Below are 26,728 nucleotides of genomic sequence, written 5' to 3'. Positions count from 1 at the left end.
AGGAAACCTTTACTCATGCCAACTCTGCATCTGCTATGCGGCAAGATAGCGTCGGGCAAGTCAACGCTCGCCAGCACCCTCAGCGCTGAACACGCGGCGATGCGGTTAAGCGAGGATCAGTGGCTCGCTCAGTTGTACCCCGGTGAAATTTTGTCGGTGGCGGATTACCTGCGCTGCGCCCAACGCATCCGCGGGGTGTTGGGGCCGCTGGTGGTAGGTTTGCTGGAGTCGGGCGTCAACGTGGTACTGGATTTTCCGGCCAACACCTTGGCTAACCGCCAGTGGCTGCTGGGACTGGCGCAGGCCGCCGGGGTGCCACACTGCTTGCACTATCTGGAACTGGACGACGACACCTGCCGCGCCCGACTGCATGCGCGTAATGCGCACGGTGAGCACGATTTTGCGGCGACGGATGCCGAGTTTGATCTGATCACACGCCACTTCTGTGTGCCAAGTGAGGAGGAGGGGTTGGTGATTGAGGTGCATCGCTCGTGAGTGCAGCGCATTTTAAAGGGGTCGACGCGGAAGGTTTCATCCTTACTGTCCCCGAAACGTCCGTGCAGAGTGAGTTTCAGCCATTGCTGGAGGAGGCCTGCACCGCTCTGTCGCAGAAAGCACTGGGAGTGGAGGGTATCTACCTCTATGGCAGTGTGGCGCGCGGTGATGCCATCCCGGGTGTTTCCGATCTTGATCTCACGCTGGTGCTGCGCGAGTCGCCGACTTCACAGGTACTGGAACGGCTGGAAGTGATCCGGCGCGATCTGGGGCGGCGGCATTTGCAAGTCACCAAGGTGGATTTTGATATTGGCAGCCGTGGGGAAGTCATGGCAGCGGAAAACCGCAACAGCTGGGGGTTCTGGATCAAGCACCATTGCCGATGTGTGTGGGGTGAGGACCTTGCGCTGCACGTTGATCGGTTTCGGCCTTCCGTGGAAATTGCCTTGGCCATGAACGGTGACTTCGAAAAGGTATTGACCGACTACCTCACACGCATCGCAGGCGCCGACACCGAGCTGGAGCGACTTCGCTGGCAGCGCGAAGCGTCACGCAAGCTGATCAGGGCGACCCATGTATTCCGCTCGCGGGATGCGGCTACGTGGCCGCAGACACTCGAAGAGCACGTTGCGCTGTTCGTCCAGGGGCATCCGACAATGATGATTCAGGTGGCGTTCTTCCTGTTTGAAGCCCGAAACCCGAGTGCCGCCGGCGAAAAATTCTCAGCCCGACTCCAGGCCTTTCTGAGCTGGATGGTTTCACAGCAAGCGTAGTTCTACTGGCGTTCGCCGGTATAGGCGAAATCCAACCACCACAGCAGATCCCCTGTGGGAGCTGTCGAGCTTTAGCGAGGCTGCGAAAGCGGTGGGTCAGGTGATGAAAATGCTGGCAGTGCCGCCGCCTTCGCAGCCTCGCCAGGGCTCGACAGCTCCCACATTTGAGCTTTATCGCCGCTGAAATCAAGCCCGTAGCCAAGACCGAAATCCAACTAAAACAGCAGCTCCCACCGGTTATCTTGGTCACCGCTTAAAGCTGCGTTCGCAGGTACAACCGAGGCCCACGGATCCTACGACTTGAACCGTCCCACCAACCCATTCAACTCATCCGAAAGGTTGGACAACCGCCCCGAATCGTCCTGCGCCGAGTTGGCCAGGCTTTCTACCAGTCGGGCCTCGTCGTAGATCTGCTGGATATGCCGGTTGATCTCTTCGGCCACGCTGTGTTGTTCCTCGGCGGCGGCGGAGATCTGCAGGTTCTGGTCGCGGATTTCGTTCACTGACAGTTGAATGCCTTCGAAGCTGTCCCGTGCGCTTTCGATGGACGACACGCTGGCCCGCGACAGGTCCAGGCAACTGCCCATCTTTTGCGTGACCTCCTGGGTCTTGTTTTCCAGGGTGCCGAGCAGTTGCTCGATTTCGCCGGTGGAGTCTGACGTGCGCTTGGCCAGTGCGCGCACTTCATCGGCCACCACGGCAAAACCACGGCCTTGATCACCGGCGCGGGCGGCTTCGATGGCAGCGTTGAGCGCCAAGAGGTTGGTTTGTTCGGCAATCGCGCGAATGGTGCCGAGGATCTGGTTGATGCTGCGGCTGCCGGCCTCCAGTTCAACCATGGCTTGGGACGACTCGGTGAGACGGCGGCCCAAGCGGTTGACGTTATCGGTCGTGACCTCGATCTGCTGCTTGCCCTCTGCCACGCGACGGTGCCCGTTTTCGGCGGACTCCGCGGCGCCGCTGCATGAGCGCGCGACTTCGTTGGCGGTGGCGACCATTTCGTTGAACGCGGTGGACACCAATTCAACCGCCTCACGTTGCCGGCCCGCAGCTTCGTTCATGTTGTGCGCGACTTCGCTGTTGACCTTGGAGGCGTTCTGCAGATTGGCGGAAGCGGCGCCGATATGCTGGATCAGTTGGCGAATCGCCGCGAGAAACTTGTTGAACCAACCGGCCAGTTCGGCGGTTTCATCCTTGCCCTGCACCTGCAGTTCGTGGCGCAAGTCACCTTCACCCTCGGCGATGGACTGCAAGCCCGTGCTGACCTGGCCGATGGGCTTGACGATGACCTTGGAAAACGCTGCGGCAATCAATCCGAAGATCAGTACCAGCACGCCGACGATGATCGCGGTGAGGTAGGTCATGCGCGTGGCTTCAGCCATGACTTCACGCTGCTCGATCAACCCGATGTAGCGCCAGCCAAGGCTGGGGGAGGTCCACACGTTGGCCATGTAGCGCACGCCGTCGATGACCACTTCGGTGGAGCCTTGCGGTGTGTTGGCGAGTTGCGCATAGGCGGCGCCCAGGTCTTTGAGCGGTTTGAAGCTGTGGGCGGCGTCGCGCGGGTCAACCAGCACCACGCCGTCTTCGATCAGCATCACGTAGCCGCTTTCACCCAGCTTGATGCTCTTGACCAGCTCGGTGAGGTTTTTCAATGAGACGCTGACTACAAACACGCCCTTGGCTTTGCCGTTATCCAACAGCGCCCGTGCGGTGCCGACCAATGCCACATCGTCTTTGTCGTAATAGTAGGCGGGCGTACGGACGGTCTTGCCGGGGCTGGCCATGGCCGCTTTGTACCAGGGGCGCGTGCGCGGGTCGTACTTGGCCAGTTGCGGGTCATCCGGCCACTTGGCATAGGTGCCGTCTTCCAGGCCGATGGACAGGATCGCCGCCGCTGGGTGCGTGGCGCCAAAGCGCGCGAATCGGTCGATGACGGCTTGCGCCTCGGCCGGCATGGGCTGGCTGGCCGCGTCGGCGGGCTGGTAGTTTTTCAGCGTGTTAACTGATGTGTATACAGGATCGGTGGCCATTTGATCGACGTTCTGCAGGGTGCCGTCGAAGAACTGGCGGATATTGCCATCAATCTGACGGATCTCCCGGGTGCTGCCATCGATAAACTGATCCACCGCCTGGGTCCGCGTGTTCATGACCGAGATCACAGCCACCAGGCTTACCGGTATAAACGCAACAGAGACGAATGCCAGTACCAGCTTATTTTTTATTTTCATCGACACGACCATCAGCGTAGAGGGCGGCCAAATCGTCGTCTCCATCAAAGAAGCGCGGCGATTTGCTATCACTGATGTTTCGGCCCGGCTGCGATAAAACTTTAGGGTTTTTTGTACACAATACAAATTGCTTATTGTTCTGTATCCAATCAATACACATCACGCAGATAACGCTTCTGTTCACTCAACTGCCGCCAGTAATCCACGGCGGCTTCCACGCCAAGTCCTCCGTGGGTTTGCGCGACCTGACGCAGCGCCTGGTCGACGTCTTTGGCCATATGGCTGGCGTCGCCGCAGATGTACAGCTTGGCGCCGTCCTGCAGCCATCGCCAGAGCTCGGCGCCCTGTTCGCGGATGCGGTCCTGCACGTAGACCTTCTGCGGCTGGTCGCGGGAGAACGCCAGGCTCAAGTGAGTGAGCAAGCCGTCGCGTTGCATGCCTTGCAGTTCGTCCTGGTAGTAGAAATCGCTGGCCGCGTGCTGTTCGCCAAAAAACAGCCAATTACGGCCCTGATGCACCAAGGCGCGGCGTTCCTGCAAAAACGCGCGGAACGGCGCGACGCCGGTGCCTGGCCCGATCATGATCATCGGCACGTCGCCATCGCTGGGTGTGCGGAAGTGTTTGGACGGCTGCACGAACAACGGCACTTCAGCGTCGCCCGCGCGGTCGGCGAGGAAGGTCGAGGACACGCCTTTGCGCTTTCCATAGCGCACGGCGGCCACCGTGAGGTGCACTTCCTGTGGGTAAGCCTTGGCACTCGAGGCAATCGAATACAAGCGTGGCTGCAGGCGCTTGAGGGTGCCCAGCAGTTCGTCCGCGGAGCAATCGATCGGGTATGCCTGCAGCACGTCCGCCAGTTGCCGGCCCCACAGCCAGTCATTCAGTTCGGCCTTATGCTCGGGGTTGAGCAAGTGTTTGAGGCCTGGGTTGGCGCTGCGCTCGGCGATGAAGGCCAAGGTGTCGCTGCTCGGCCGGGCGATTTCGAAGTGCTGGGTGAGCGCCTGTTGCAGCGGCACATCACCGAAGGTATCGATGTTCACGCAAGTGCTCGCACTCAGGCGGGTGAGGTCGAGCAGTTCGCTGACCAGTTCAGGGCAGTTGCGCGGCCGTACCCCGAGGGCATCACCGGCTTCATAGGTGAGCCCGGAGTCAGCCAGGTCCAAGGCAAACTGGCGGGTTTCCTTGTGGGCACTGTGAGGGTTCAGGTGCCGGTTGAGCAGCAGCCTTGACCCATACAGCTTGGTTTTACCGGCTGGCGTGGCCGGCGCTACGGGCTTTGCCGGATTGAGGGTGTGTTGGAACCGCACCAGCCAGGCATCGGCGCGTTCCTCGAATTCGGTGTCGCAGTCGACACGCTCCAGCAGGCGGGTGGCGCCCAATTCCAGCAAGCGCTGGTCGAGTCGCTTGCCGTGGTTGCAGAACTGGTCGTAATTGGGATCGCCCAGGGCCAGCACCGCAAAGCGCAGGGATTCCAGGCGCATTTCAGCGGTGCTGAGGCTGTGCCAGAAACCTTCGCCGTTGTCCGGTGGGTCGCCGTCGCCAAAAGTGCTGCTGATCAGCGCGAGGGTGTGAGTGCTCGCCAGTTTGCTCGCGGGGAAGTCCGCCATCGCGCTCAGTTCCACCGTGATTCCAGCGTCCCGCAGGCGTTTGGCAAAACGCTCGGCCAAGGCTTCGGCGTTGCCGGTTTGCGACGCCCACAGCAGGGTGACTGCCGGGGAGGGCGCTGCGATGGCGTCTGCACGACTGAACAAACCGCCAAGCAGGCCGTCCAGCCACAGCCTGGATTCCCTTGCCAATGGCGCATTCGCCGGCATCGTCGGTACACCGCCAGCCTGGCGCGCGGCGGATTGCAGGCCACTGAGGAACCCGGCGAGATAGGTGCGCTCACTGTCGCTCAATGGCGGCGGCGATAGATGACGGATGCCGACGATGTCGGCGAAGGCGTTAAGGCGCGACAAGGTGCTGTCCTCTGGTTCGGGAGCGTGGAGGTCCAGAAACTGGTGATCGATCAGTTCGACCCGGGCCAGGGCGACGGCGCAGAACTTGAACGCCGGCTGAAGCGAAATCGGGTCCACGGCGTCATGGGTCACGGCGTTGATCGCCAAGTTTTCACCAAACACATCGTTCCAATGAAACGGCGCAAAGCAGTTGCCCGGCCGCACACGGTCGGTGACCACGGCAGGCAGTACGGCGCGGCCACGTTGTGAGCGTATTTCAACCCGGTCCTTGTCCTTGATACCCAGGCGGGCGGCGTCTTCGGGATGTAGTTCCACGAAGGGCCCGGGGTTGAGTTTGTTCAACGTGGCGACCTTGCCGGTCTTGGTCAGCGTGTGCCATTGGTGCTGCACGCGGCCGGTGTTCAGCACGAAGGGAAACGCCTCATCTGGCATTTCCGCTGGCGGCATATGGGGACGGGCGAGGAACTGGGCTTTGTCGTTTTCAGTGGCGAAAGTGAGTGTGCCGCCCTTCACGTAGCGGATCGGGTTACGGTCTGCCGCATCGTCTGATGCGCAGGGCCATTGCAGCGGCTTGTCACGCAGGCGCGGGTAGCTCGCGCCACGAATGTCATAGCCGGTCTTGGGGTTCCAGGCGCGTTTGATCTCTTCAAAGACGTCGGCGGCGGACGCATAGGTGAAGGCCTCGGCGAAGCCCATCTCACACGCGACCCTGGCGATGATCTGCCAGTCGGGCAGGGCCTCGCCGGGGGGCTCGACGGCTTTTTGCATCAGGGTCAGGTTGCGCTCGGAGTTGATCATTACCCCTTCGGCCTCGGCCCACAGCGCGCCAGGCAAAAGGATGTCGGCGTAGCGGTTGGTCTCGGTGTCGAGGAAGGCGTCCTGAGTGATCACCAGCTCGGCGGTTTGCAGGCCTTTGATGACGGTTTGCCGGTTGGGCACGCTGGCCACCGGGTTGGTGCAGATAATCCAGCAGGCTTTGATCTGCCCAGCCGCCATCTGCTCGAACATCGCCACGGTGCCGCCGCCGGCCTGGCGCGGCAGGCTGTCGTGGGGGATTTGCCACAGGTCCTCGATAAAGGCGCGGTCGGCCTCGACCAGCACCGAGCGTTGCCCTGGCAGGCCGGGGCCCATGTAGCCCATTTCGCGCCCGCCCATGGCGTTGGGTTGCCCGGTCAGGGAAAACGGTCCGCTGCCCGGGCGGCAGATGGCACCCGTGGCCAGGTGCAGATTGCACAGGGCATTGGTGTTCCAGGTGCCGTGGGTGCTCTGGTTGAGGCCCATGGTCCAGCAACTCATCCACTCGGCAGCCTGGCCGATCCAGTCGGCGGCTTGGCGGATATCGGCTTCGGCAAGGCCGGTTATGGCTGCGACCCGGTCTGGCGAGTAATCCTCCAGAAACGCGGGCATCGCCTCCCAGCCCTCGGTGAAGGCCGCGATAAAGGCTGGGTCGGTGTGGCCGTTCTTGACCAGCAGGTGCAACAGGCCATTGAGCAAGGCGAGGTCGGTGCCGGGCGCTATCGGCAGGAACAGGTGGGCCTTGTCCGCCGTGGCACTGCGTCGGGGGTCGACCACGATCAGCTTCGCGCCGGCCTTGACCCGGTCCATCATGCGCAGGAACAGAATCGGGTGGCAGTCGGCCATGTTCGCGCCGATCACGAAGAACAGCTCGGCACGGTCGAAGTCCTCATAGGAACCCGGTGGCCCGTCGGAGCCAAGCGACAGTTTGTAGCCGCTGCCCGCGCTGGCCATGCACAGGCGCGAGTTGGATTCGATGTTGGGGGTACGCACGAAGCCCTTGGCCAATTTGTTGATCAGGTATTGGGATTCCAGCGACATCTGGCCCGACACGTAGAAGGCCAGCGCATCCGGCCCGTGGGTATCGAGGGTGTGGCGCAAGCGGGCGGCGGTTTCGCTGATGGCCTTATCCATGGCAATGCGCACCGGGTCGTGATCGCGTGCCTGGCGCACGTAGGCATTTTCCATGCGGCCGGAGTCGGCGATGGCTTGGCCGCAGGTGGTGCCTTTGGTGCACAGGCGGCCGAAGTTGGTGGGGTGGGCCTTGTCGCCGATCACCTTGACCACTTTGTTGTGCTCGACCTGCATGACGATGCCGCAGCCCACGCCACAATAAGGGCACACGCTGCGCACGTTTTGGTTTGCCATCCGTAACCCCGTAAACAAAAAAGGCGCCTTGTAACCCTCCGTTGAAAACGGGGATTACACGGCGCCTTTGTCGTGAGAGAGCAATCAGCGTTGATTGCCTGGTTGAAGTATTCCTAGCAAGTCACGCGCCAGGTTTTTCATCTGGCTGTAGTGAGCGGGCTTGCCCCGCGCTGGGTGGCGCAGCCGCCCCAAACCAGGCGACCTAGTTCTAGCTGGATATCGGCGGTGTCTCTACTGGGGGCGGCTTTACCACCCAGCGCGGGGCAAGCCCGCTCACTACAAAAGCGGTCGGAGTGCACATTTATGAAGCGTGGCGCACCAGTGAGAGGCGCTGAGCGAGGTGTTCGGCGCAGTTAGCTGATGCCAGGGGCCAGTGCATTAGGCTGTCCGACTATTTGGCACAGACCCTGCAAGCTCCCCCCTCAACCCACCTCGGTCAACGACGATCGACATCCTTGGGCAATAGCGGTAAATCCGGCGCAGTCGCCCGATCCGAACCCGCATAAGAACAGGCAAAGACGCCTGGAACCGCAAGGTTTCAGGCGTTTTTTTTTGCTTTTTTAAACCGTGATGAGCTTTGTCGGGTGATTTATATGAACAGTCTCAAAACCCTGATCGTCGTCGGCAATGGCATGGTCGGTCACCATTGTGTGGCGCAACTGATCGAACGCGGCGCGCTGGATCACTACCGTTTGCATGTGTTCAGCGAGGAGCCGATGCGCGCCTATGACCGGGTGCATCTGTCCGAATATTTCACCGGCCGCGATGCCGAGTCGCTGGCACTGTCCGAAGCCTCGCTGTACCAGACCCCGGGCGTGACCTTGCACCTGGGCGTGCCTGTATTGGAGATCGACCGCGCCCGCTGCGAGGTGATCACCGCCGACGGCTGCGTGGCCTATGACAAGCTGGTGTTGGCCACCGGTTCCTATCCATTTGTGCCGCCCATCGAAGGCGCTGAAGGCGATTCGCGGCTGGTGTATCGCACGCTTGAGGACCTGGATGCGATTCGCAAGGCGGCCGCCAATGCGCGGCGCGGCGTGGTAGTGGGCGGCGGCCTGCTCGGTCTGGAAGCCGCCAACGCGCTGAAAAGCCTGGGGCTTGAAGCGCACGTAGTGGAGTTCGCGCCGCGCTTGATGCCGGTGCAACTCGACGATTTTGGCGGCCTCGCGCTCAAGGCGCAGATCGAGCGGCTGGGCGTCGGTGTGCACCTGTCCCGTGCTACCCAGTCGATCAGCGCGGGCGCGGAGTATCGCTACCGCATGAACTTTGCCAACGACGAATTCCTGGAAACCGACCTGATCGTGTTCTCCGCTGGCATCCGTGCCCAGGACGCGCTGGCGCGCCAGGCTGGCCTGGAAATCGGCCCGCGCGGCGGCGTGGTGATCAACGATGAATGCCTGAGCATCGACCCGAATATCTACGCGATTGGCGAGTGCGCGTCCTGGAACGGCAGTCTGTTCGGCCTCGTCGCGCCGGGCTATCAGATGGCCCGAGGCGTTGCTGCGCTGCTCTGCGAGCAAACCGCCGAGCCGTTTGTGGGCGCCGACATGTCGACCAAACTCAAGTTGCTCGGTGTGGACGTGGGTTCCATCGGCGATGCCCATGCCCACACGCCCGGCGCACGCAGCTACCAGTTTATCGACGAAGCCAGCGCCAGTTACCGGCGCCTGGTGGTGGATGCTTCGGGCAAGCATGTGATTGGTGCTGTACTGGTGGGCGATAACAGCTACTACGACACCCTGCTGCAATACATGCAGAACAGCATTGCACTGCCGTCCGAGCCGGCCAGCCTGATCTTGCCATCGTCCAGCGGCGCACCGACCCTGGGCCCCGGCGCATTGCCGGAATCGGCCACCGTGTGCTCCTGCCACAACGTGACCAAAGGGTCGATCTGCTCAGCCATCGACGGCGGCTGCAGCGACCTCGGCCTGCTTAAAGCCCAGACCAAGGCCTGCACCGGTTGCGGCGGCTGCGCCGGGTTGCTCAAGCAGGTGTTCGAGCATGAGCTGATCGCCCGTGGCGTCAGCGTCGACAAAAGCCTGTGCGAACACTTCGCCTACACCCGCCAGGAGCTGTACGCCTTGGTGCGTGTGGAAGGCATCATCACGTTTGACGAACTGCTCGCCAAACACGGCCGTGGCCACACCGGTTGCGATGTGTGCAAGCCGGCAGTCGGCTCGATCCTGGCGTCGTGCTGGAACCAACCCATCATGGACGCGTCCCTGGTGCCGTTGCAGGACACCAACGATACATTCATGGCCAACATGCAGAAGAACGGCACCTACTCGGTGGTACCACGCATCCCGGGGGGGGAGATCACTGCAGAAAAACTCATTGTGATTGGCGAAGTGGCGAAGAAATACGACCTCTACACCAAGATCACCGGCGGCCAGCGCATCGACCTGTTTGGCGCGCAGCTGCACGAACTGCCGGACATTTGGGGTGAACTGATTGCCGCCGGCTTTGAAACCGGGCATGCCTATGGCAAGTCCACGCGTACGGTGAAGTCCTGCGTGGGCAGCACCTGGTGCCGCTACGGCGTGCAGGACAGCGTGAAAATGGCGCTGCTGATCGAGGATCGCTACAAAGGCCTGCGCTCGCCGCACAAGCTTAAGTTCGCGGTATCCGGCTGCACGCGAGAATGCGCCGAAGCCCAGAGCAAGGACGTCGGCGTGATCGCCACCGAGAAGGGCTGGAACCTCTACATCGCTGGCAACGGTGGTATGCGTCCACGCCATGCAGAGCTGTTCGCCACTGACTTGGACGATGCCACGCTGATCCGCTACATCGACCGTTTCCTGATGTTCTACATCCGCACCGCCGACAAATTGCAGCGCACTTCGGTATGGCGCGAAAGCCTCGAAGGCGGCCTGGATTTCCTCAAGGATGTGATCCTTGAAGACAGCCTGGGCCTGGGCGCTGAGCTCGAAGCGCAGATGCAACTGGTGGTCGACCGCTACGAATGCGAGTGGGCCAACGCGCTCGCGGACCCGGAGAAACTCAAGCGCTTCCGCACCTTCGTCAACGACAAACGCCCGGACCCGGACATTCACTTTGTTCAGGAACGCGGCCAGCGCCGGCCGATTATGGCCGCTGAACTCAACCTGATTCCGGTCATCGAGGAGATTGCGTGATGAGCCAACCCGTCTGGAAAACCGTGTGCAACGAGCAAGACCTGGTGACCAACTCCGGCGTGGTGGTGTGGTTGGACGGCGCGCAAGTGGCGCTGTTCTACCTGCCGGATGCGCAAGACCAGACGCTGTATGCCATTGACAACCACGACCCGGAATCGGGCGCGAATGTGATCGGTCGTGGTTTGATCGGCAGTATCAAGGGCGACTTGGTGGTGGCTGCGCCGATCTACAAGCAGCATTACCGCCTGCAGGATGGGCAATGCCTGGAAGAGCCAAACCAGCGCCTGCGCGTGTGGCCGGTGCGGCTCAACGGTGGGGTGGTGGAGGTGGGGGTAGGTTGAGCAACGGTGGGAGCTGTCGAGCTCCTGCGAGGCTGCGATGGGGTCACCTCGGTGTACCTGCTGAACCGCAGCGTCTGCATCGCAGCCTCGCCAGGGCTCGACAACTCCCACATCGTCCTGCTCTGTTTTGAAGACAGCATTCCTTGACTGAACCCGATCAAAGCAATGTGTGGCCTCAGGAGATATCCTTCGTTGCACGCACCGAGTCATCCTTGATGTCCTCGGCAAACTTGCGCATCAGCCGCACCAAGTTGTCGAAGTCGCCTTCGTCCCACGTGGAGAAGATCGACACGCCGATCTTCTCGCGCGCTTCGTCCACGCGGTCGGTCATGACCTTGCCTTTCTCAGTGATCACCGACTCGCGCACGCGTCGATCAAGCGTGCTCTCTTGGCGCAGGATCAGGCCGAGGCTTTCCAGTTTCGCCACCTGCCGGCTCACGGTGGTGTAGTCACGGCCTACGCGGTCGGCCAGTTCGACCACGCCAATCGGGCCCAGCCGCTCCACCAGCACCAGTAGCGGAAACAGTGCGCGGTCCAGGGAAATCCCGGCCTCGCGCACCATGGCTTCGTCGCGTTGCGGGCGGTTCATCACGCCCATGATTTCCACGAGTGAACCATGCAGGTCGCGCAGTTGGGCGGATATATGTGCGTTTTGCACATTTTTAATTGACACGGTGTTGGCCTCTCTTAATATGTGTGTATTGCACATATAGGTGTTCCATATGAAAGCGCAATTCGCTGTCGATGTACTGATTTGCGGTGCCGGTGCCGCCGGCCTGACCCTGGCAATTGACCTAGCAAGAAGGGGTATCACCTTCCGCCTGATCGAAAAAAGCACCCAGCCGTTCCATGGCTCTCGCGGCAAGGGTATCCAGCCAAGGTCCCTGGAAGTCTTCGAAGACCTGGGGATTCTCAACCGCCTAGTGGCCGTGGGGGGAGTCTATCCGACTGACCGGCGCTACCGCGACGATGGCAGCTACAGCGAAGCCGATTTAGTGGCGCATAAAGCCCCGACACCGGCCGAGCCCTATCAACAACCGTTGATGGTGCCGCAGTTTTTGACCGAGCGTGTGATGCGCGAGCGCCTGTTCGAACTGGGCCACCAGCCTGAGTTTGGGTGTGAGTTGGTCGGGTTCGAGCAGGATGCCGAGGGCGTTACCGCACAGCTTGTGAGCAAGTCGGGCGACGACAGCGTTCGTGCGCGTTGGCTGGTGGGGGCCGATAGCGGTCGCAGTTTTGTGCGGCATGCGCTGGCTATCGGATTCCCCGGCAAGACCCTTGGCGTACGCGCCCTGGTAGCGGATGTGGTGCTGACCGGCCTTACGCGTGATGCATGGCACCGCTTTGGCGACGGTGATCAGCAGCGCCAGATTGCCGTATGCCCATTGGCCGGCACCGACCTGTTCCAGATCCAGGGGCCGATCCCCGCCGATGTCGACATCGACTTCAGCGCCGAAGGGCTTACGGCCATCATTGCCGAACGCACCGGGCGCGACGATATCCACGTGCATTCCGTGTCCTGGGCATCGGCCTACACCATGAATGCGCGATTGGCCGACCGATACCGCGCAGGTCGGGTGTTGCTGGTGGGTGACGCCGCCCACATCCATCCGCCTACCGGTGGCCAGGGCCTCAATACCAGTGTGCAGGACGCCTACAACCTCGGCTGGAAGCTGGCGGCGGTGGTGCAGGGCGCGGCTGAAGGGTTGCTCGACACCTACGAGGTGGAGCGCCGGCCGATTGCTGCATCCGTACTTGGGCTGTCGACCCAATTGCTCGCAGAGATGAAGAATGGCGACCTGCGGCGGGGTAGGGAAGTGCACCAGTTGGATATCGGCTACCCGCAGTCCTCGCTGGCGTTGGAACATTCCGAACGCCGCGGCGTTTCAGCGGGCGACCGGGCGCCGGATGCGCCGATACGTGGCGCGGCTGGCCAGCCCTTGCGGCTGTTCGATCTTTTCCGGGGCGTGCAGTGGACGTTGCTGGGCTATGGCGTGGCGCGTGGTGCGGTGCCGCCTCGGCCGGGATTGCACATCCATGTGTTCGGGTTGGACGGCGGTGTGATTGACGAGCAGGGGCATTTCCAAAACGCTTATAAATTGGCCATCGGCGAATGGGTGTTAGTGCGCCCCGACGGGTATATCGGGGCGATTGTTTCCTCAGACGACCTTGAGCGTTTGGAAGCCTACCTGGCTAGGGTAGGACTGCCATTGAACCCGTGACGGCGCGGGGCTAGTTGCATGTTCAATCGTACCCGCAGCTATAGGTGTCAGTAGGGTCAACCCCGCTTGCGCAATGCTTCCATCGCCGCCGTCAGGCCTGTGGCTGCGCTGGTAAGCGGTGTTGGCCCAGCAGTGACAAGCAACGCCGCCGCGCTCATTGAAGCCTGCCCCAGCGCAACGATGCTTGCCCCTTCAACATAGGCGCGGTCTGCCGCCTGCGCGGTGGCTGCCAGATAAGCGTCGATGTTGCCCGCCTTGAACAGCTCCCAGGCGCTCGGGACCCACTGCACCTGTACGGATGCAGTGGAGTGCTGCGTGGCCTGGTGGAAAATGCGCGAGGTGGGTTCGAGGGTTGTCTCCACGGCGCACAACACGACGATTTTTCCGCCAGCGTTGACCGCTGCAATTGCGAGCGCTTCATCTGCTCTGAGAATGGGTACTTGAATGTGGGAGGGAATGTGTTCAACCGCTGGGCCCAAGGTCGAGCAGGTGAGCACCACGGCGTCGGCTCGCCTGGCCAGGGCAAGCAGCGCGGAGGCGGTTGACGCGACAATGTCCGCCGTCAGGTGGCCTGCCTGTTCCGCTGCCGCCAAGAGGTCTGGACGCACTTCATGGTGCAGCACGTCAGGCTCGATACCCAACGCCTTTGCGGCCGCGTCAAACACGCTGATATTGCTGGCGGCGGTGTGAAGGCAGGCTATTCGAAAAAGGTTTGCCTTGGCGATCGTTGCCCTACCGAGGTGAGTCACAAAGCCTCCAGAAACAGACAGGATGAAATCGGCGGCGCGCTGACAGAGGTCTGCGTTGGAGGAGCGGATATCCAGCGTCAGAGGGGCAGTCGAGACCGGGTCAATATCAATCCGCTCGTTTGGGTAACTGCGCAGTATTAGCGTCAACTCTGTCCAGTGTCGATCCTCGGGCGTACTGCAATCACCGTCAGAGTCGATGTTACAGCCGGCTCCCCACAGATGTTCGGCGATGCTATGGAAATCGGGTAGCAGGCATGCCGGTGTGATCTTGATTGAATAGTGCGAGGGCATGGGGCGGTGCATCCTGTTCATAACTGGGCTTACGGTTTTATCCGGCGGTAATGGTCGCACAAGCCAGACGGTCTGACCTGTGACGGCCAAGGGTACCTACACAACTTTCAAAGGCTGAAAAATCTCCTTGTAGTGAGCGGGCTTGCCCCGCGCTGGGCCGCGAAGCGACCCTAAGTCCTGGCATCGCGCTTTACTTGAAGAAACTCGGCGGCTTTTTTGGGGCCGCTTCGCAGCTCAACACAAGAAACGCTATGCCCGGAGTCGCGGCTTGAAATGCTTCAGGACGCGTGAGTCCCCAGACCTGCGCCTACTGGGTGTGAAAAAAACGCTCGGGACGGCAAGGATCAAGTGCAGTGCAAGGCCTGCCGTCGATGATCTCCTCACTGGCCAGCCGACCCACTACGGCCGCCAGCACCACACCGGGGTGCATGGCACACACGTAGACACCGCCGACGCTTGGCAGGTAGCCGATGATCGGGATGCCATCCAATGGGACAGGACGAAGCCCCACGCAGGCTAGTTGTGGCGCCAGCGAACCGAGCCCGCTGAGTTGGTTTTCGATGACTCTGGCCGTTTGCCGTGCGATCACTGACGGGTGGTTCTGCGCCGCGTCGTCCCGATAGTCTTCCGCCGCCAATAGCGTGCCATCGGCAGTTTGCCGCACCTCCATGTCGGCGTTGGCAATCAGGGTACGTACGGCGCCAGGTTGCGCCACATAGCGAATAAAAATAGACGGCGAGGCTTCCACCGGAAGGGGTGTGCCCAACATGCCAGTCAGTGCCTTTATGCCGGTTCCCGCGGCAAGCACGACCACGTCGGCGTCCAAGGTTCCCAATGGGGTTTCAACACCGGTCACTTGGTCGCTGACGGTTCTGAAGGCGACTACCCGAGTCTGCGTCAGCACCGTCGCGCCACGGTCCTTGGCTGCTGCCACCAGCGCGTGGGTTGCTTGTACTGCGTCCAACGCGCCTTCCTCGGCTTTGAACAAAGCCTGGGCAGGGGGATTTTTCAACTGCGGCTCGAGTTCGAGTATCTGCGAACCTGTCACCTGCGTTGCCGTGGACGCATGACTCGAACTATGCAGCGCTTCATCGGTGCCTGCGCCGTAACACAGCGCACCTGTCCATTGGATCTTCAGCTCGGGCAGTTCCTTTTCCAAACGGTGGTAATCGCCGATGGCTGCGCCGCGCAGGAGGGCGATCGGGTCAGGTGCCGCGCGTGAAGTGTTGAGCCAGGCGAATGAAGTCGCCGTCACGCCCGACGCAATGTCTTGCGCTTCAACGAGGGTGACATTGGCGCCTTTGCTCGCCAAATGATAAGCCAACGAGGCGCCAACGATACCCGCGCCTATCACCACCACTCGCTTGCCGGTAGCGTTATCCCTATTCATAGCCCGCCCAGGATTACGGAGGCGTCCACAACCTTGGCATAGTCCATCGCCAGGTTACTCAGCGACAACGCATGCACATCCTCCGCCGGCCACAGCCGTCCGGATAAATCAGTCTGATCAAACGTATAACAAGCATCCGCCACCACGCTCACAGCAAAACCCAGGTTGCCGCCGGAGCGCGCCGTGGCTTCGACGGAATTGTTGGTGATAACGCCGACGATCACCAACTGCCGGATCGAGCGTGCATGCAGCCAGCGCTCCAGCCCCGTAGCCGTGAAGGCATCCGGAACGTTCTTCTCCACCACATGCTCATGCGCCAGCGGTTGCAGCGCGGGCTGGAACTCACAGCCCGGCTGGCCCGGCCAGAATACCGAGTCGGGTGAGCGGGAAATGTGCCGGATGTGGACGACGGGACGGTTGGATTGCCGCCACGCGCTCAACAAACGCTGTATCTGCACTTCGGCGTCGAGGTTATTGCGACGCCCCAGCTTCGGCTGGTTCATGCCTTGCTGCATATCGATGATCAGCAGTGCAGCGTTGGTTGCTGGCGGTTCCATGACACGTCCCTTTACTCGTGAGGTTCGAAACATAACAGCCAATGTGGGCATCCAGACAGCGATTTGTTCGTAGTATTCTCTACAGCGTCAGGGGCAGGAAGTAGTCGTGTCTGCTACCTCAATTGTGCATGGCCGACACGTTTCAAATAGACCCTCGCGGTGAGGCGCGCTATCAACAGGCAGTCTCGTATCTACAACAGGCGAACAGCACAATCCAACCTGGCGGCTGGCGGAGGAACTTGAGTTCTACATGGACTCGGATTTCGTAGAACTCTTGCCGCAGAACACGGCAAGCATGACCTATCTGGGCAGCTTTAACTGAGCCTCGGCGTACGGCACCACTGCGTCGGTACGCCCGCTTGATCCTTTTCATTATTGAACCGCTCCGCCCTTTAAAACGCCTTGGAAGAGGATCGCACCGGCAAAGCCAAAGCGTGTCTTTAGCAAACGCGGCTAGGCGCGTTCACGCCGCTATAGTCGACTCTATTGACGGCCGTACTTCCAGGAGTCTTTTCCAGTGTCTGACATGCCGACCCATTTTGCTTACACAAAACGTTTCAACGCCGTACTCGCCTACATTGATGCCAATCTCGAAGGCGACCTGTCGGTAAGGACGTTAAGCCAGGTGGCGAACTTTTCGACGTTTCACTTCCATCGACAATTCAGTGCGTTCGTAGGCGTGCCGGTTTCACGTTATGTGCAACTGATGCGACTACGGCGGGCAGCACATCGCTTGGTCGCCCTCGCTGATCACTCGGTGCTGGGCGCCGCCTTCGATGCCGGTTTTGAAAGCCCCGAGGCATTTTGCAGGGCGTTCAGGCGGGCATTCGGTACCACGCCGAGTGCTTTCAGGAAGGAACCTAACTGGCAAGTCTGGAATGCGGTATTTGCAATCCCTCACTTTTCCAGGACGATCACCATGCAAGTACGAATTGTAGATTTCCCTGAAGTCAAGGTAGCAGCGCTCGAGCACCGTGGACCACCGGGGCTCGTCAATGAGAGCGTGCGCAGGTTCATTGAGTGGCGTGTACAGAGCGGACAGTCGCCAGTGGCGTCGAGTCGCACCTTTGGCATTCCCTTTAACAATCCCGATACGACACCCCCACACGCATTCCGCTTCGCAATCTGCGGCGAAATCCACGAGGCGGTGGCGGCTAATGAGTTCGGCGTGCACGAACTCCTCATTCCTGCCGGTCGCTGCGTCATGGTGCGACACGCGGGGTCACCGGAACACATCGGCGAAACGATCTATCCCATTTACCGCGATTGGCTTCCTGCCAGTGGGGAGGAGCTTCGCGACCAGCCGCTGTTTTTCCAGTACCTGAGCGCCTACCCCGAGACGCCGCAGGATCAATGGCAAACAGATGTGTATATTCCGCTGCAATAGCGGAGCAACTAGCTTTGGACCCTAGCATGTGATCTCCCAATTGCTAAGGCGATACCCTAAACACGGTCGCGACTCAGCAATAGGCGCTGTGAAGGCGTAGCGTCAATCATCATCCCGTCGCCAGGTGTAAGACTGTAGCCTGGGATGAATGGCGCATCGTTCACCCCATACTCTGGCGAAGGTCAGGGTATTAAGCCCTAAGATTCTGGCGCAGGGTCCTCGCACTTGCCTCGGAGCACGGCAAGGCTTGTTGCAAGTTCGCTTTTGCGAAACGGCTTGTTGAGCCGCGGAAGATCCGGGTCCAGCCCTTCACGTTCGGCATACCCGGAGACCAGCAGGATCGCGGTTTCAGGCCTTGCGGAGCGGACCATCCTGGCCAAATCGGTCCCGTTGATACCCGGCATCAGATGGTCCGTGATCAGCAGATCAAATGCCTGCCCGTTGGCCATCAGCTGCATGGCCTCTTCGCCGGAGCCGGCCTCGATCACTCCGTAACCCAGTTCGCAAAGCATGTAAGAGGTACTCGCCCGTACCAGCTCCTCATCGTCGACCAGCAGCGCGATCCCGCGTGTCAATTGCGGCTCTGATGCCTCGACAATGCGCAATGCCCCTGCTGCCACGGTCATGCTGCGCGGCAACCAAAGCTCCACGTTCGTTCCGGAACCTGGCGAACTCTGAATCGTGAGGGCTCCGTTCAATTGTGATGCCAGCCCATGCACCATCGAAAGACCCAAGCCAGTCCCTTTGCCGACACCCTTAGTGGAGAAGAACGGCTCCACCGCTCGACCAAGCGTGGCAGCGTCCATGCCAACGCCCGTGTCTGCGACAGTCAAACAGAGATATTCACCTTGCGGCAGCTTTGAACGATGCCCATCGCCGACCAGCGCCGTGCTGGCAGAAATGCGCAGGGTACCGCCCCCCATCATCGCGTCACGCGCATTGACGGAGAGATTGAGAAGAGCCATCTCCAACTGATTCTGATCGGCAATGGCCGCTGGCAGATTCTCCGGAACATCAACGACCACCTTGATTTTCGGCCCGGTCGTGCTCGCCACCAGATCGCCCATATCGTTCAGCAACCTCGCCACATCGACCGGAACCGTTTGCAACGGCTGACGGCGCGCGAAGGCAAGCAGTCTCTGTACTAGCGTCTTGGCACGCTCCGCCGATTGCATCGCGCCCGAGATGAGACGTTGCTCCCGTTCGCCACCCACGCCACGGCGCAGGAGCAGATCGAGTGTGCCTACGATGGGCGTGAGCAAGTTATTGAAGTCATGAGCGACGCCGCCGGTGAGCTGCCCCATGGCTTCCATCTTCTGGCTCTGACGCAGCGTCTTCTGGACCTCCTCGCGCTCGACGATGGCCTGGACAATTCGCCCTTCAAGGGTTTCATTAAGCTCCCTCAGTTCCTCCTCGGCAGCCTTGCGAGCGGTGATTTCGACTGCCGTGCCGGTGACGCGCACACAGATACCGGCCTCATCGAACACCCCGCGCCCCTTGGCCGCGATCCAGCGGACGATGCCGTCCTCTCGGCCAATCGTGCGGTAGTCGACCTCGTAGAGCGCGCGGCGCTTTGGGTCAGCGGCCGCTAAGAAGGCATCGATCGTCGCGTCACGATCCTCGGGATGCAAACCATCGTAGAAGTCTTGCAGCGTGACCGTCACGTTAGCCGAGATGCCGAACATCGCCTTGGTTTGTGAGGGCCAAACCAGCGTGTTATGAACCAAATCTACGTCCCAGAAACCCACATCGGCGTGGTCAACAGCAAGGCGCAACCTGGATTCGTTGATACGGATCACCGAATCCGCTCGTGCACGGTGAACGGTCATCCCGACCGTATGGGCCACGAAATCGATGATCTCGATATCCGCCGGCAACGGCTCACGCAGCTCACGGTGGTAGAGGACGAACGCACCGAGTAATGCGCCCTGCGCCGATCGGATAGGACTTGACCAGCAGACGAGCAACCCATGTCCGAGGGCCAGGTCGCGAAACGGGCTCCAGCGTGGGTCGATCATGATGTCGTCCGCTTCCACTAAAGCACTCTGGTAGCCCAAGAACGAGACGCCGGCAATGGCTTTGACTGCGTCAATGTAAGCGTCAGGCAGGCTCGGGCCGGCGCAATGCTCCACATGATCGCTGTCCTCATTGAAGAGCACGATGCTCCCCACGAATCCCGACGTTGACAGCGCTTCCACCTCGCGGACGATTGCATCCAGAGTAACGTTCAGGTTTGTTACTTCTACAGCCAGCTTCAGGACTCGATTCTGAGTGGCGCCTAGTGCTGCCCCGCGATTGCGTGCCTGGGTCAGGCGCGCATTCTCGATAGCGATCGTTGCCAGTCGCGCCAGGCTTTCCAACCGCTTGATCGTATCGGGATCATGATCGCGAACCTCCGACCAGTAAGCGCCAAGCGCCGACATCGGAACAGGTCTACCAATGGGGACCATCACAAGGCTTCGGACAAAAGTGGGCGTGTAAGCGTCCTGCGGGATACGTGGATCGAGCCAAACGTCGCGGATCGCAACTGTCTCACCGTGGCGCATCGCCCAACCAGAAATACAGTGGTCGATTAAGAAGCTCTGGCCTTGCCAAAGGGGGGAAACTGCGTCTTCGGCTACATAAGAACAGCGGCCTTCATTTTCGATGACGACCGCAATGCCCTCCGCGCCTACCGCGGCGCGCGCCGTGTCCCTCAAGACAGCGACGACCTCGTCCACCGAGGCCGCCATGGCCATTCGCTCACTGGCGTTCAGCACATGAGACAGACGGTCATCACCGACCAGATCCTTGGGATCATTAAGCAAACGTATCTCCCAACGGCCGCAGAATCCTGTTCTGCGGCATGGTTCAAATTGAAGGAGGGAAAGAGAGGCTGAAGCGCGACTCTCTTTTCGCCATTGTCGAATTTCAGTCTCTCAGAAAATCGCTTATCAGGCATCACCATAGCGGTGGTTTACGATCGGCAGCACTTGGCCGAAGGCAGGCGGGGACTGCCTTGTTTCGGCTGCGTCATGAGGCCGGTCCTCATGGAAAGAGCCCCTCAGGGCGCTCCAGTCCGAGGTCGAGGTAGCTGCGAACCTCAGGACTTGCGGCGCTCGAAGCGCGCACGTAGCAGCTTTGTACTCAGGTCTTCCCAATGCTCGACGAACGCGACGCGCGCGGTCTCGAAATCCCTGCTGCGCAGGCACTCGATCAGGTGTTCATGATCAGAAACAATCTCCTTCGGGTCTTCATAGCAGGGCTGCTGCAGCACCAGTAGCAGCTCAATCTCGCTTTCCAGCATCGCATAGCTTCGCCGCAGTCGCGGGCTGCCGCTCGCATGGATAATTGCCCGGTGAAAATCGCCATCTGCGGTGACGATTTCCGAACGCGGTGCATCGGCCGGCGCGCGACGCAGTGTTTCCACGGCGCTCAGCGCGGCGGGCGGAATCTCCCCGCTGAGGATAATCATGCGTACCGCCTCGGTTTCAAGAACCCCGCGCAACCTGGCGATATCGACGATGTCGTTTGGCCCGAATTCGGGTATGCAAAAGCCACGATTAGGCACCTTCAGCAACAAGCCGAATGAGACCAGTAATTGAGCCGCGCTGCGGAACGTGTTGCGTGCCACCTCGTACTCATCCGCCATTCTGACGTCCCTCAGGAATTCGCCTGGCTCGAAGTCACCGTTCAGGATCCTGCCCTTGAGCTTTGCAGCCAGCACCTCGACCGCCGAGGGCTTGGCTGAGTGGGTGTCAATGTTCGCGCTGGGAAAAATCATTTTATACAACACCAGGGTGGGGGCTCGGCTGAGGGTTGATTCTAATATGTTTGGGCGGCTGGGCACCAGCAATCAACCTTGAGTGCTCCGTGTTTGTTCTACAAAAATAAAAGTAGGCAAAAATAATTCACTAAGTTTTCTTATTTAAAATCAAATATTTGAGGATGTTTTTTGAAAGTTAACCCGTATATCTCGAAAAAAATTGGCCTTAATCTCTTTCAATATAAAAAATTGTAGCACAATATTCGGGCATCAAAGACGTGCGCGGCATCGCATGTCCAGGGCCAGGAGTTCAGCGATGCAAGTGATTCAGAACGATCTGCACAGTGAGGACCTCGCAAGCTTGCAGGGTGATTTGGCGGCGCCTTTTACCCCGGTCTCCCTGGAGGAAGGCACACGGATCCTGCGCGAGCAGTTTGGCTTAAGTGCGGACCTCACCCGGTTCGCGACGGAAAAGGACGATACGTTTCGGTGCGACTGCCAGGGCGGCACGTCTTATGTGCTGAAAATCGCCAACCCGCGGGAGGTTCCGCTGGAACTCTCGCTGCAGGTCGAAGTGATGCGGCACATTGAGCGCAAGGCGCCGCAGCTTCCGACCCCCAGGGTTTATCAATCGCTGGAGGGTGAGTACCTGACACGCATTACCACGCGCAATGGCGATTCAAGGCAGGTGCGGCTCATGAGTTTCCTGGCAGGCACGCCGCTCGACAAAACCTCGGTGAAACCGCTAGGGCGCGAGCATATCGGCCAATTGCTTGCCCGTCTCAGGCTGGCCACTGCCGATTTCTCCCACCCGGCAGAGTCGCGCAAGGTGTGCTGGGATGTTCAGCACCTGAGCACACTCGAGCCCCTGATCAACTGTGTGGCTGAGCCGCTGCGCCGCCAGCAATTGGAAACGGCGCTTGAACGGTTTTCTGCGGTTGAGGGCTTGATCGCCGGATGTCGGCAGCAAGTGCTGCACAACGACTTCAACACTTCAAACATTGTGATTGATACGCGCAGCAAGCAGTTTGTCAGCGGCGTCATTGATTTTGGCGACACGGTCAAGACCGCCATCGCCATTGATGTCGCCACGGCCATGATGAACCAGTTAGGCACGGTAGGCGCCGATGACTCGGTGGATATTTTTGCCCCGGCAAAAGATCTCCTGCGGGGCTACCTTCGCATCGCCGACCTCACCGGCGCAGAGCTGGCCCTCATCCCGCACCTCGCAATGGCGCGCTTGACCGCCCGCGCCTTGATTACGACCTGGCGCTCGCAATTGTTCCCGCACAACAGCGCGTACATCTTGAGGAATGCTGCGCCCGGCTGGGGCCAGCTCGACTGGATGCTTAACCGATCACCCGCGCAAATGTCAGAACTCCTGATGTCCTTCGCCGATTAATGCTTCCTTGCTAAAGGGGATTCAAATGAGCAATTCAAAAATCGAGGCTACCCGTGGTGATATGCCAAACGGGTTCAATCCGGCCAATATCGAGAGGCTGGACGTCACGACGCGCGAGCATATCGAGCGGCGCGCCAATCTGTTAGGCCCGGCCTATCGGTTGTTCTATAACGAACCCGTGGGCGTGGCCCGTGCGAAAGGCGCTTACCTGTATGACAAGGACGGCAATGAGTATCTGGATGCCTACAACAATGTCGTGTCGGTGGGGCACTGCCATCCTCGCGTCATCGCGGCGATCACCGAGCAATTGAGTACCCTGTGCAGCCACACCCGCTATATGCAGGACGGCATTCTCGATTATGCCGAACAGCTGCGTGCGACTGCGGATGGCGAGATGGGCGCTGACGGGCAGTTGATGTTCACGTGCAGTGGCTCGGAAGCCAACGACCTGGCAATCCGCATTGCGCGCCATCACACCGGTAACACCGGCGTCATCGTGACCGCCGAGGCGTATCACGGAAACTCTGCCACCGTGGCGGCGTTTTCACCCTCGCTGGGGGCCAACGCCAAACTTGATCCGTTTGTTCGGCAGGTCCCTGCGCCAGACTCCTACCGTATTCCGCGTGAAGCGCTGGGGCGCTATATGGCGGACCAGGTCAGTGCGCAGATTCAGGATATCCAGCGCCATGGCGGTGGTGTCGCGGCCTTTATCGCCGACTGCCTGTTCTCCTCCGATGGCGTGTTTTGTGACCCGGTCGACGTGTTCGGCCCGATTGCCGAGGTCGTGCGTAAAGCCGGAGGCTTGTTCATTGCCGATGAAGTTCAGTCCGGCTTTGGGCGCAGCGGTACGCACTTCTGGGGCCATCAGCGCCATGGCGTCGTGCCGGACATCATCACCATGGGCAAACCCATGGGCAACGGTTACCCCGTGGCGGGCTTGATGGTACGCCCGGAAGTCGTTGCGAGTTTCGGGCGCGACATGCGTTATTTCAACACCTTCGGCGGTAATAGCGTGGCGATTGCCGCAGCGCAGGCAACGCTCGACGTCATTCGCGAAGAGCAGCTCATGGCCAACGCCAACCGTGTGGGAGGGCTGATCATGGCCGGTCTGAAAGACCTGGCCCAGCGCTATGAGCCGATCGGCGATGTGCGCGGCACCGGCCTGTACTTCGCTGTTGAATTGGTTACGGACCGGAGCTCGAAAGCGCCTGACATGAAAACGGCGCTGCGCCTGGTTAACCATTTACGTGAGCAGCGGGTGCTGATTTCCGCCACGGGACCGGATGCGAGCATCCTGAAAATTCGCCCGCCACTCATCTGGACGCCAAAGGAAGCGGGTCGACTGCTGGACGCGCTGGAAAAGGCGTTTGCTGCGTTGTGAACCCTGGCCTGTCGCGCTGGCAAAGTCTGCCGGGCCAGGCCAAGTAAACGGTAGTTTGTTGCAGGTAGCCCATGCTTTTAACCGTTTATGCATGGCCTCGTGGTGATGTAATAACCCCATGACGAGCGATGCCCCATGCGTCGAACTGCCTGCCCCGCTATGACTTCATCCCTCATTAAGGACCGCATTCATGAGCTTTCTTCGCCCCAAATACATCACCTTCGACTGCTACGGCACCTTGACCAATTTCAAGACGGCAGCCTTGACGCGCGAGCTGTTCGCCGACCGTGTTCCCGCTGAGCGCATGGATCAATTCGTCAAGGATTACGCCGCTTACCGCCTGGACCAAGTGATGGGCGACTGGCTGCCGTATGACGTGATTCTCAAGACCGCCCTGGCGCGCACTTGCAAGCGATGGGGGATCGAATACCGCGACGAAGGGCAGCTGTACTACGATGCCGTACCGACCTGGGGCCCGCACGCGGATGTGCCCGCGGGCCTGGCAAAAATCGCCGGCAAAATTCCACTGGTGATCTTCTCCAATGCGATGGACGAGCAAATCATGTCCAACGTCGACAAGCTCGGCGCACCCTTCAACAAGGTCTTCACCGCGCAGCAGGCCCAGGCTTATAAACCGCGTTTGGCGGCGTTTGAGTTCATGCTCGACAACCTCAACTGCGGGCCGGAGGATGTGCTGCACGTGTCGTCAAGCTTCCGTTATGACCTGATGTCGGCCCACGACATGAAGATCAAGCACAAAGCGTTTGTCGCCCGTGGTCATGAGCAGCCCGCGCATGCCACCTTTGGTTACCATCAGATTTCGGACATTGGTGGGTTGCCTGGGCTGGTAGGGCTTTAGTCCTGAGCGCGCCTGGAGAAAAAATCCGCCCGCCGGGTTGAGGCTAACCCGATTTGATCAATGTATGCAGCGTAAACGGCTACCGACGCCAACGGGTACTTCAAACATGCCAGCTCCCTTAGTTTCCATAAAAACCACACCCGAACTGCCGACGGAGGCTGATGTGGTTGTGATTGGCGGCGGCATCATCGGCGCGTTTACCGCCTATTACCTGGCCAAGCGCGGCTTCAAGGTAGCCCTGGTCGAGAAGGGCATGATAGGTGCCGAGCAATCGAGTCGTAACTGGGGTTGGTGTCGTCAGCAAAATCGCGATGCGCGCGAGTTGCCGATGGCGACTAAAAGCCTGGAGTTGTGGGGGCAGTTCAGCGCGCAAACGGGTGAAGATACGGGGTTTACCCGCTGCGGCCTGCTCTACCTCAGCAACAACGAAAAGGAGCTCGAGGGCTGGGCACGCTGGGGTGAATTTGCCCGCACCGTCAACGTCGAGACTCATATGCTCTCTGCGCAACAGGCTGCTGAGCGCGGCAAGGCAACCTGCAAGCAGTGGAAAGGCGGGGTGTTTGCGCCCACTGACGGCATTGCTGATCCTTCCCGCGCTGCGCCGGCGGTTGCTCGCGCGATCATGAGCCTGGGCAGCACGGTGCATCAGGGCTGCGCCGTCCGTGGAGTCGAGACCGAGGCGGGTCGATTGTCTGCGGTGGTTACCGAAAAAGGCACCATCCGTACCAAGCTCGCGGTGCTCGCCGCGGGTGCCTGGGCGTCCTCCTTCTGTCGCCAATATGGCATTCGTTTTCCCCAGGCCACCATTCGGCAGACTGTGCTATCGGTAAGCGCGCCTTCTCAGGAAATACCCAGTGCGCTTCACACGGCCGGCGCCTCCATGACGCGCCGCGCCGATGGCAGCTACACGCTGGCGATCAGTGGTAGAGGGCGTGTCGACGTCACACCGCAACTGCTTGGTTTCGCTGCGCAGTTTCTGCCGATGTTTCAGCGCAGATGGCGCAGCCTTGCACCTGGCGGGCTGGAGGGCATTCGCTCGGGCCATGAAAGCTGGAAACGCTGGCGCCTGGACCAGCCGACGCCGATGGAGAAGATGCGAATTCTCGATCCGAAAGCGGATGCCTCTGCGGTTGCACTGACCTACAAGCGAGCGGTGGAGCTGGTTCCTGCTTTGAAGGGCACAAAGGTCAATGCCGCCTGGGCCGGTTATGTGGACAGCACCCCTGACGGCGTTCCCTGCATTGGCGAAATGCCTAGCCTTCCGGGGCTGGTGCTGGCAGCCGGGTTCAGTGGGCATGGATTTGGTATTGGTCCAGGCGCAGGCCACTTGATAGCCGATATCGTCAGCGGCGCTGCGCCCATTGTTGATCCGCGACCGTATCACCCGGACCGCTTCCAGTCCTCGTCCTGGGGTAAGGTTGCGGACTTCTGAGCCCGCCGCCGGTGATTGGCGTGCTGCCGCAAACCAGGGACTGCCCGGCCGACAGCCTCGGCAGATCCTTGTGGGGCGCTGTGCATCGCTGAGTCTGTCTCCTGGCCGGCGACACCAGTGCGGTGTCGAGGCCGGGCGTGAGTGTGAGCAGCGTGGCAGCGAAGGTGAAGGCGAGGGGGTTATCCGTGATGGACATGGGAGGGCTTCATGACGGGGGG

General features: G+C 60.4%; 18 protein-coding genes and 1 pseudogene. 10 read left to right on the top strand and 9 right to left on the bottom strand.

The features are described 5' to 3' along the window. Positions 1-15 precede the first annotated feature (15 nt). Together JBO08_RS07655 and JBO08_RS07650 are read left to right on the top strand one after the other, a co-directional pair. Entirely contained in the window at positions 16-495 is a 480-nt protein-coding gene (locus JBO08_RS07655; RefSeq protein ID WP_065872900.1) for an ATP-binding protein, read from the top strand. After that, positions 492-1,268 carry a nucleotidyltransferase domain-containing protein gene (locus JBO08_RS07650; RefSeq protein WP_220074230.1) on the top strand — a complete coding sequence of 259 codons (777 nt, stop codon included), beginning with the start codon at positions 492-494 and terminating at the stop codon, positions 1,266-1,268. Before JBO08_RS07655 ends, JBO08_RS07650 begins: the two co-directional genes overlap by 4 nt. 293 nt (positions 1,269-1,561) lie before the next feature. Here JBO08_RS07650 and JBO08_RS28430 read toward each other — a convergent pair whose 3' ends face one another. The 3 genes and pseudogenes from JBO08_RS28430 to JBO08_RS07640 all read right to left on the bottom strand — a co-directional run bounded on the left by JBO08_RS28430 (position 1,562) and on the right by JBO08_RS07640 (position 7,620). Beyond that, on the bottom strand, positions 1,562-2,329 hold the full coding sequence (locus JBO08_RS28430) for a methyl-accepting chemotaxis protein (protein WP_371905347.1): 768 nt from the start codon (positions 2,327-2,329) through the stop codon (positions 1,562-1,564). Between the two features lie 87 nt (positions 2,330-2,416). Beyond that, a pseudogene (locus JBO08_RS28425) lies at positions 2,417-3,418 on the bottom strand (cache domain-containing protein); the annotation flags it as partial. A gap of 230 nt (positions 3,419-3,648) precedes the next feature. Then, the gene (locus tag JBO08_RS07640) at positions 3,649-7,620 is read right to left on the bottom strand and encodes a bifunctional nitrate reductase/sulfite reductase flavoprotein subunit alpha (RefSeq protein WP_220074232.1); all 3,972 of its coding nucleotides are present in this window, start codon (positions 7,618-7,620) and stop codon (positions 3,649-3,651) included. A gap of 593 nt (positions 7,621-8,213) precedes the next feature. Between JBO08_RS07640 and nirB the strand changes: the two genes are divergently transcribed. Together nirB and nirD are read left to right on the top strand one after the other, a co-directional pair. Continuing rightward, the gene (nirB, locus tag JBO08_RS07635) at positions 8,214-10,754 is read left to right on the top strand and encodes a nitrite reductase large subunit NirB (protein WP_220074233.1); all 2,541 of its coding nucleotides are present in this window, start codon (positions 8,214-8,216) and stop codon (positions 10,752-10,754) included. Then, on the top strand, positions 10,754-11,095 hold the full coding sequence (gene nirD / locus JBO08_RS07630) for a nitrite reductase small subunit NirD (protein WP_065945431.1): 342 nt from the start codon (positions 10,754-10,756) through the stop codon (positions 11,093-11,095). The genes nirB and nirD overlap by 1 nt, the downstream gene beginning before the upstream one ends. 175 nt (positions 11,096-11,270) lie before the next feature. On the opposite strand, the gene JBO08_RS07625 is transcribed toward nirD, so the two are convergent. Then, positions 11,271-11,768, bottom strand: a complete 498-nt coding sequence (locus JBO08_RS07625) for a MarR family winged helix-turn-helix transcriptional regulator (RefSeq protein ID WP_225930634.1) — start codon at positions 11,766-11,768, stop codon at positions 11,271-11,273. A 49-nt stretch (positions 11,769-11,817) separates the two neighbouring features. Here JBO08_RS07625 and JBO08_RS07620 point away from each other — a divergent pair, with 49 nt between their 5' ends. Next, complete coding sequence (locus JBO08_RS07620) at positions 11,818-13,317, top strand: FAD-dependent oxidoreductase (protein WP_220074234.1); 1,500 nt, start codon at positions 11,818-11,820, stop codon at positions 13,315-13,317. A gap of 56 nt (positions 13,318-13,373) precedes the next feature. On the opposite strand, the gene JBO08_RS07615 is transcribed toward JBO08_RS07620, so the two are convergent. The 3 genes from JBO08_RS07615 to JBO08_RS07605 form a co-directional block, all read right to left on the bottom strand. Then, positions 13,374-14,357 carry an aspartate/glutamate racemase family protein gene (locus JBO08_RS07615; protein ID WP_256548070.1) on the bottom strand — a complete coding sequence of 328 codons (984 nt, stop codon included), beginning with the start codon at positions 14,355-14,357 and terminating at the stop codon, positions 13,374-13,376. Between the two features lie 307 nt (positions 14,358-14,664). Continuing rightward, positions 14,665-15,747 carry an FAD-binding oxidoreductase gene (locus tag JBO08_RS07610; RefSeq protein WP_065880620.1) on the bottom strand — a complete coding sequence of 361 codons (1,083 nt, stop codon included), beginning with the start codon at positions 15,745-15,747 and terminating at the stop codon, positions 14,665-14,667. After that, a complete protein-coding gene (locus tag JBO08_RS07605; protein WP_065872908.1) occupies positions 15,744-16,304 on the bottom strand; it encodes a cysteine hydrolase family protein in 561 nt (186 codons plus the stop codon). Before JBO08_RS07605 ends, JBO08_RS07610 begins: the two co-directional genes overlap by 4 nt. Before the next feature lie 517 nt (positions 16,305-16,821). Between JBO08_RS07605 and JBO08_RS07600 the strand changes: the two genes are divergently transcribed. Beyond that, on the top strand, positions 16,822-17,691 hold the full coding sequence (locus JBO08_RS07600) for a GyrI-like domain-containing protein (protein WP_220074235.1): 870 nt from the start codon (positions 16,822-16,824) through the stop codon (positions 17,689-17,691). A gap of 197 nt (positions 17,692-17,888) precedes the next feature. On the opposite strand, the gene JBO08_RS07595 is transcribed toward JBO08_RS07600, so the two are convergent. Together JBO08_RS07595 and JBO08_RS07590 are read right to left on the bottom strand one after the other, a co-directional pair. Continuing rightward, on the bottom strand, positions 17,889-20,423 hold the full coding sequence (locus tag JBO08_RS07595) for an ATP-binding protein (RefSeq protein ID WP_371914105.1): 2,535 nt from the start codon (positions 20,421-20,423) through the stop codon (positions 17,889-17,891). A 350-nt stretch (positions 20,424-20,773) separates the two neighbouring features. Beyond that, a complete protein-coding gene (locus JBO08_RS07590; RefSeq protein ID WP_065872911.1) occupies positions 20,774-21,454 on the bottom strand; it encodes a GntR family transcriptional regulator in 681 nt (226 codons plus the stop codon). Between the two features lie 298 nt (positions 21,455-21,752). On the opposite strand from JBO08_RS07590, the gene JBO08_RS07585 reads away from it, so the two are divergent. The 4 genes from JBO08_RS07585 (at position 21,753) to JBO08_RS07570 (ending at position 26,510) form a co-directional block, all read left to right on the top strand. Then, positions 21,753-22,838: a phosphotransferase gene (locus JBO08_RS07585; protein ID WP_065872912.1), complete on the top strand. Its 1,086-nt coding sequence runs from the start codon at positions 21,753-21,755 to the stop codon at positions 22,836-22,838. Between the two features lie 25 nt (positions 22,839-22,863). Continuing rightward, entirely contained in the window at positions 22,864-24,219 is a 1,356-nt protein-coding gene (locus JBO08_RS07580) for an aspartate aminotransferase family protein (protein ID WP_065890904.1), read from the top strand. Positions 24,220-24,409: 190 nt separating this feature from the next. Further along, positions 24,410-25,078 (top strand): haloacid dehalogenase type II, encoded by a 669-nt coding sequence (locus JBO08_RS07575; protein ID WP_065872913.1) that lies wholly within the window; start codon positions 24,410-24,412, stop codon positions 25,076-25,078. A 106-nt stretch (positions 25,079-25,184) separates the two neighbouring features. Continuing rightward, positions 25,185-26,510 carry an FAD-binding oxidoreductase gene (locus JBO08_RS07570; RefSeq protein ID WP_220074236.1) on the top strand — a complete coding sequence of 442 codons (1,326 nt, stop codon included), beginning with the start codon at positions 25,185-25,187 and terminating at the stop codon, positions 26,508-26,510. Positions 26,511-26,728: the final 218 nt, after the last annotated feature.

The organism is Pseudomonas sp. LAP_36 (assembly GCF_019456785.1).
GTDB lineage: Bacteria > Pseudomonadota > Gammaproteobacteria > Pseudomonadales > Pseudomonadaceae > Aquipseudomonas > Aquipseudomonas tritici.
Note: the sequence above shows the minus strand (reverse complement) of the source record. Positions and strands in the feature narration are given on the sequence as shown.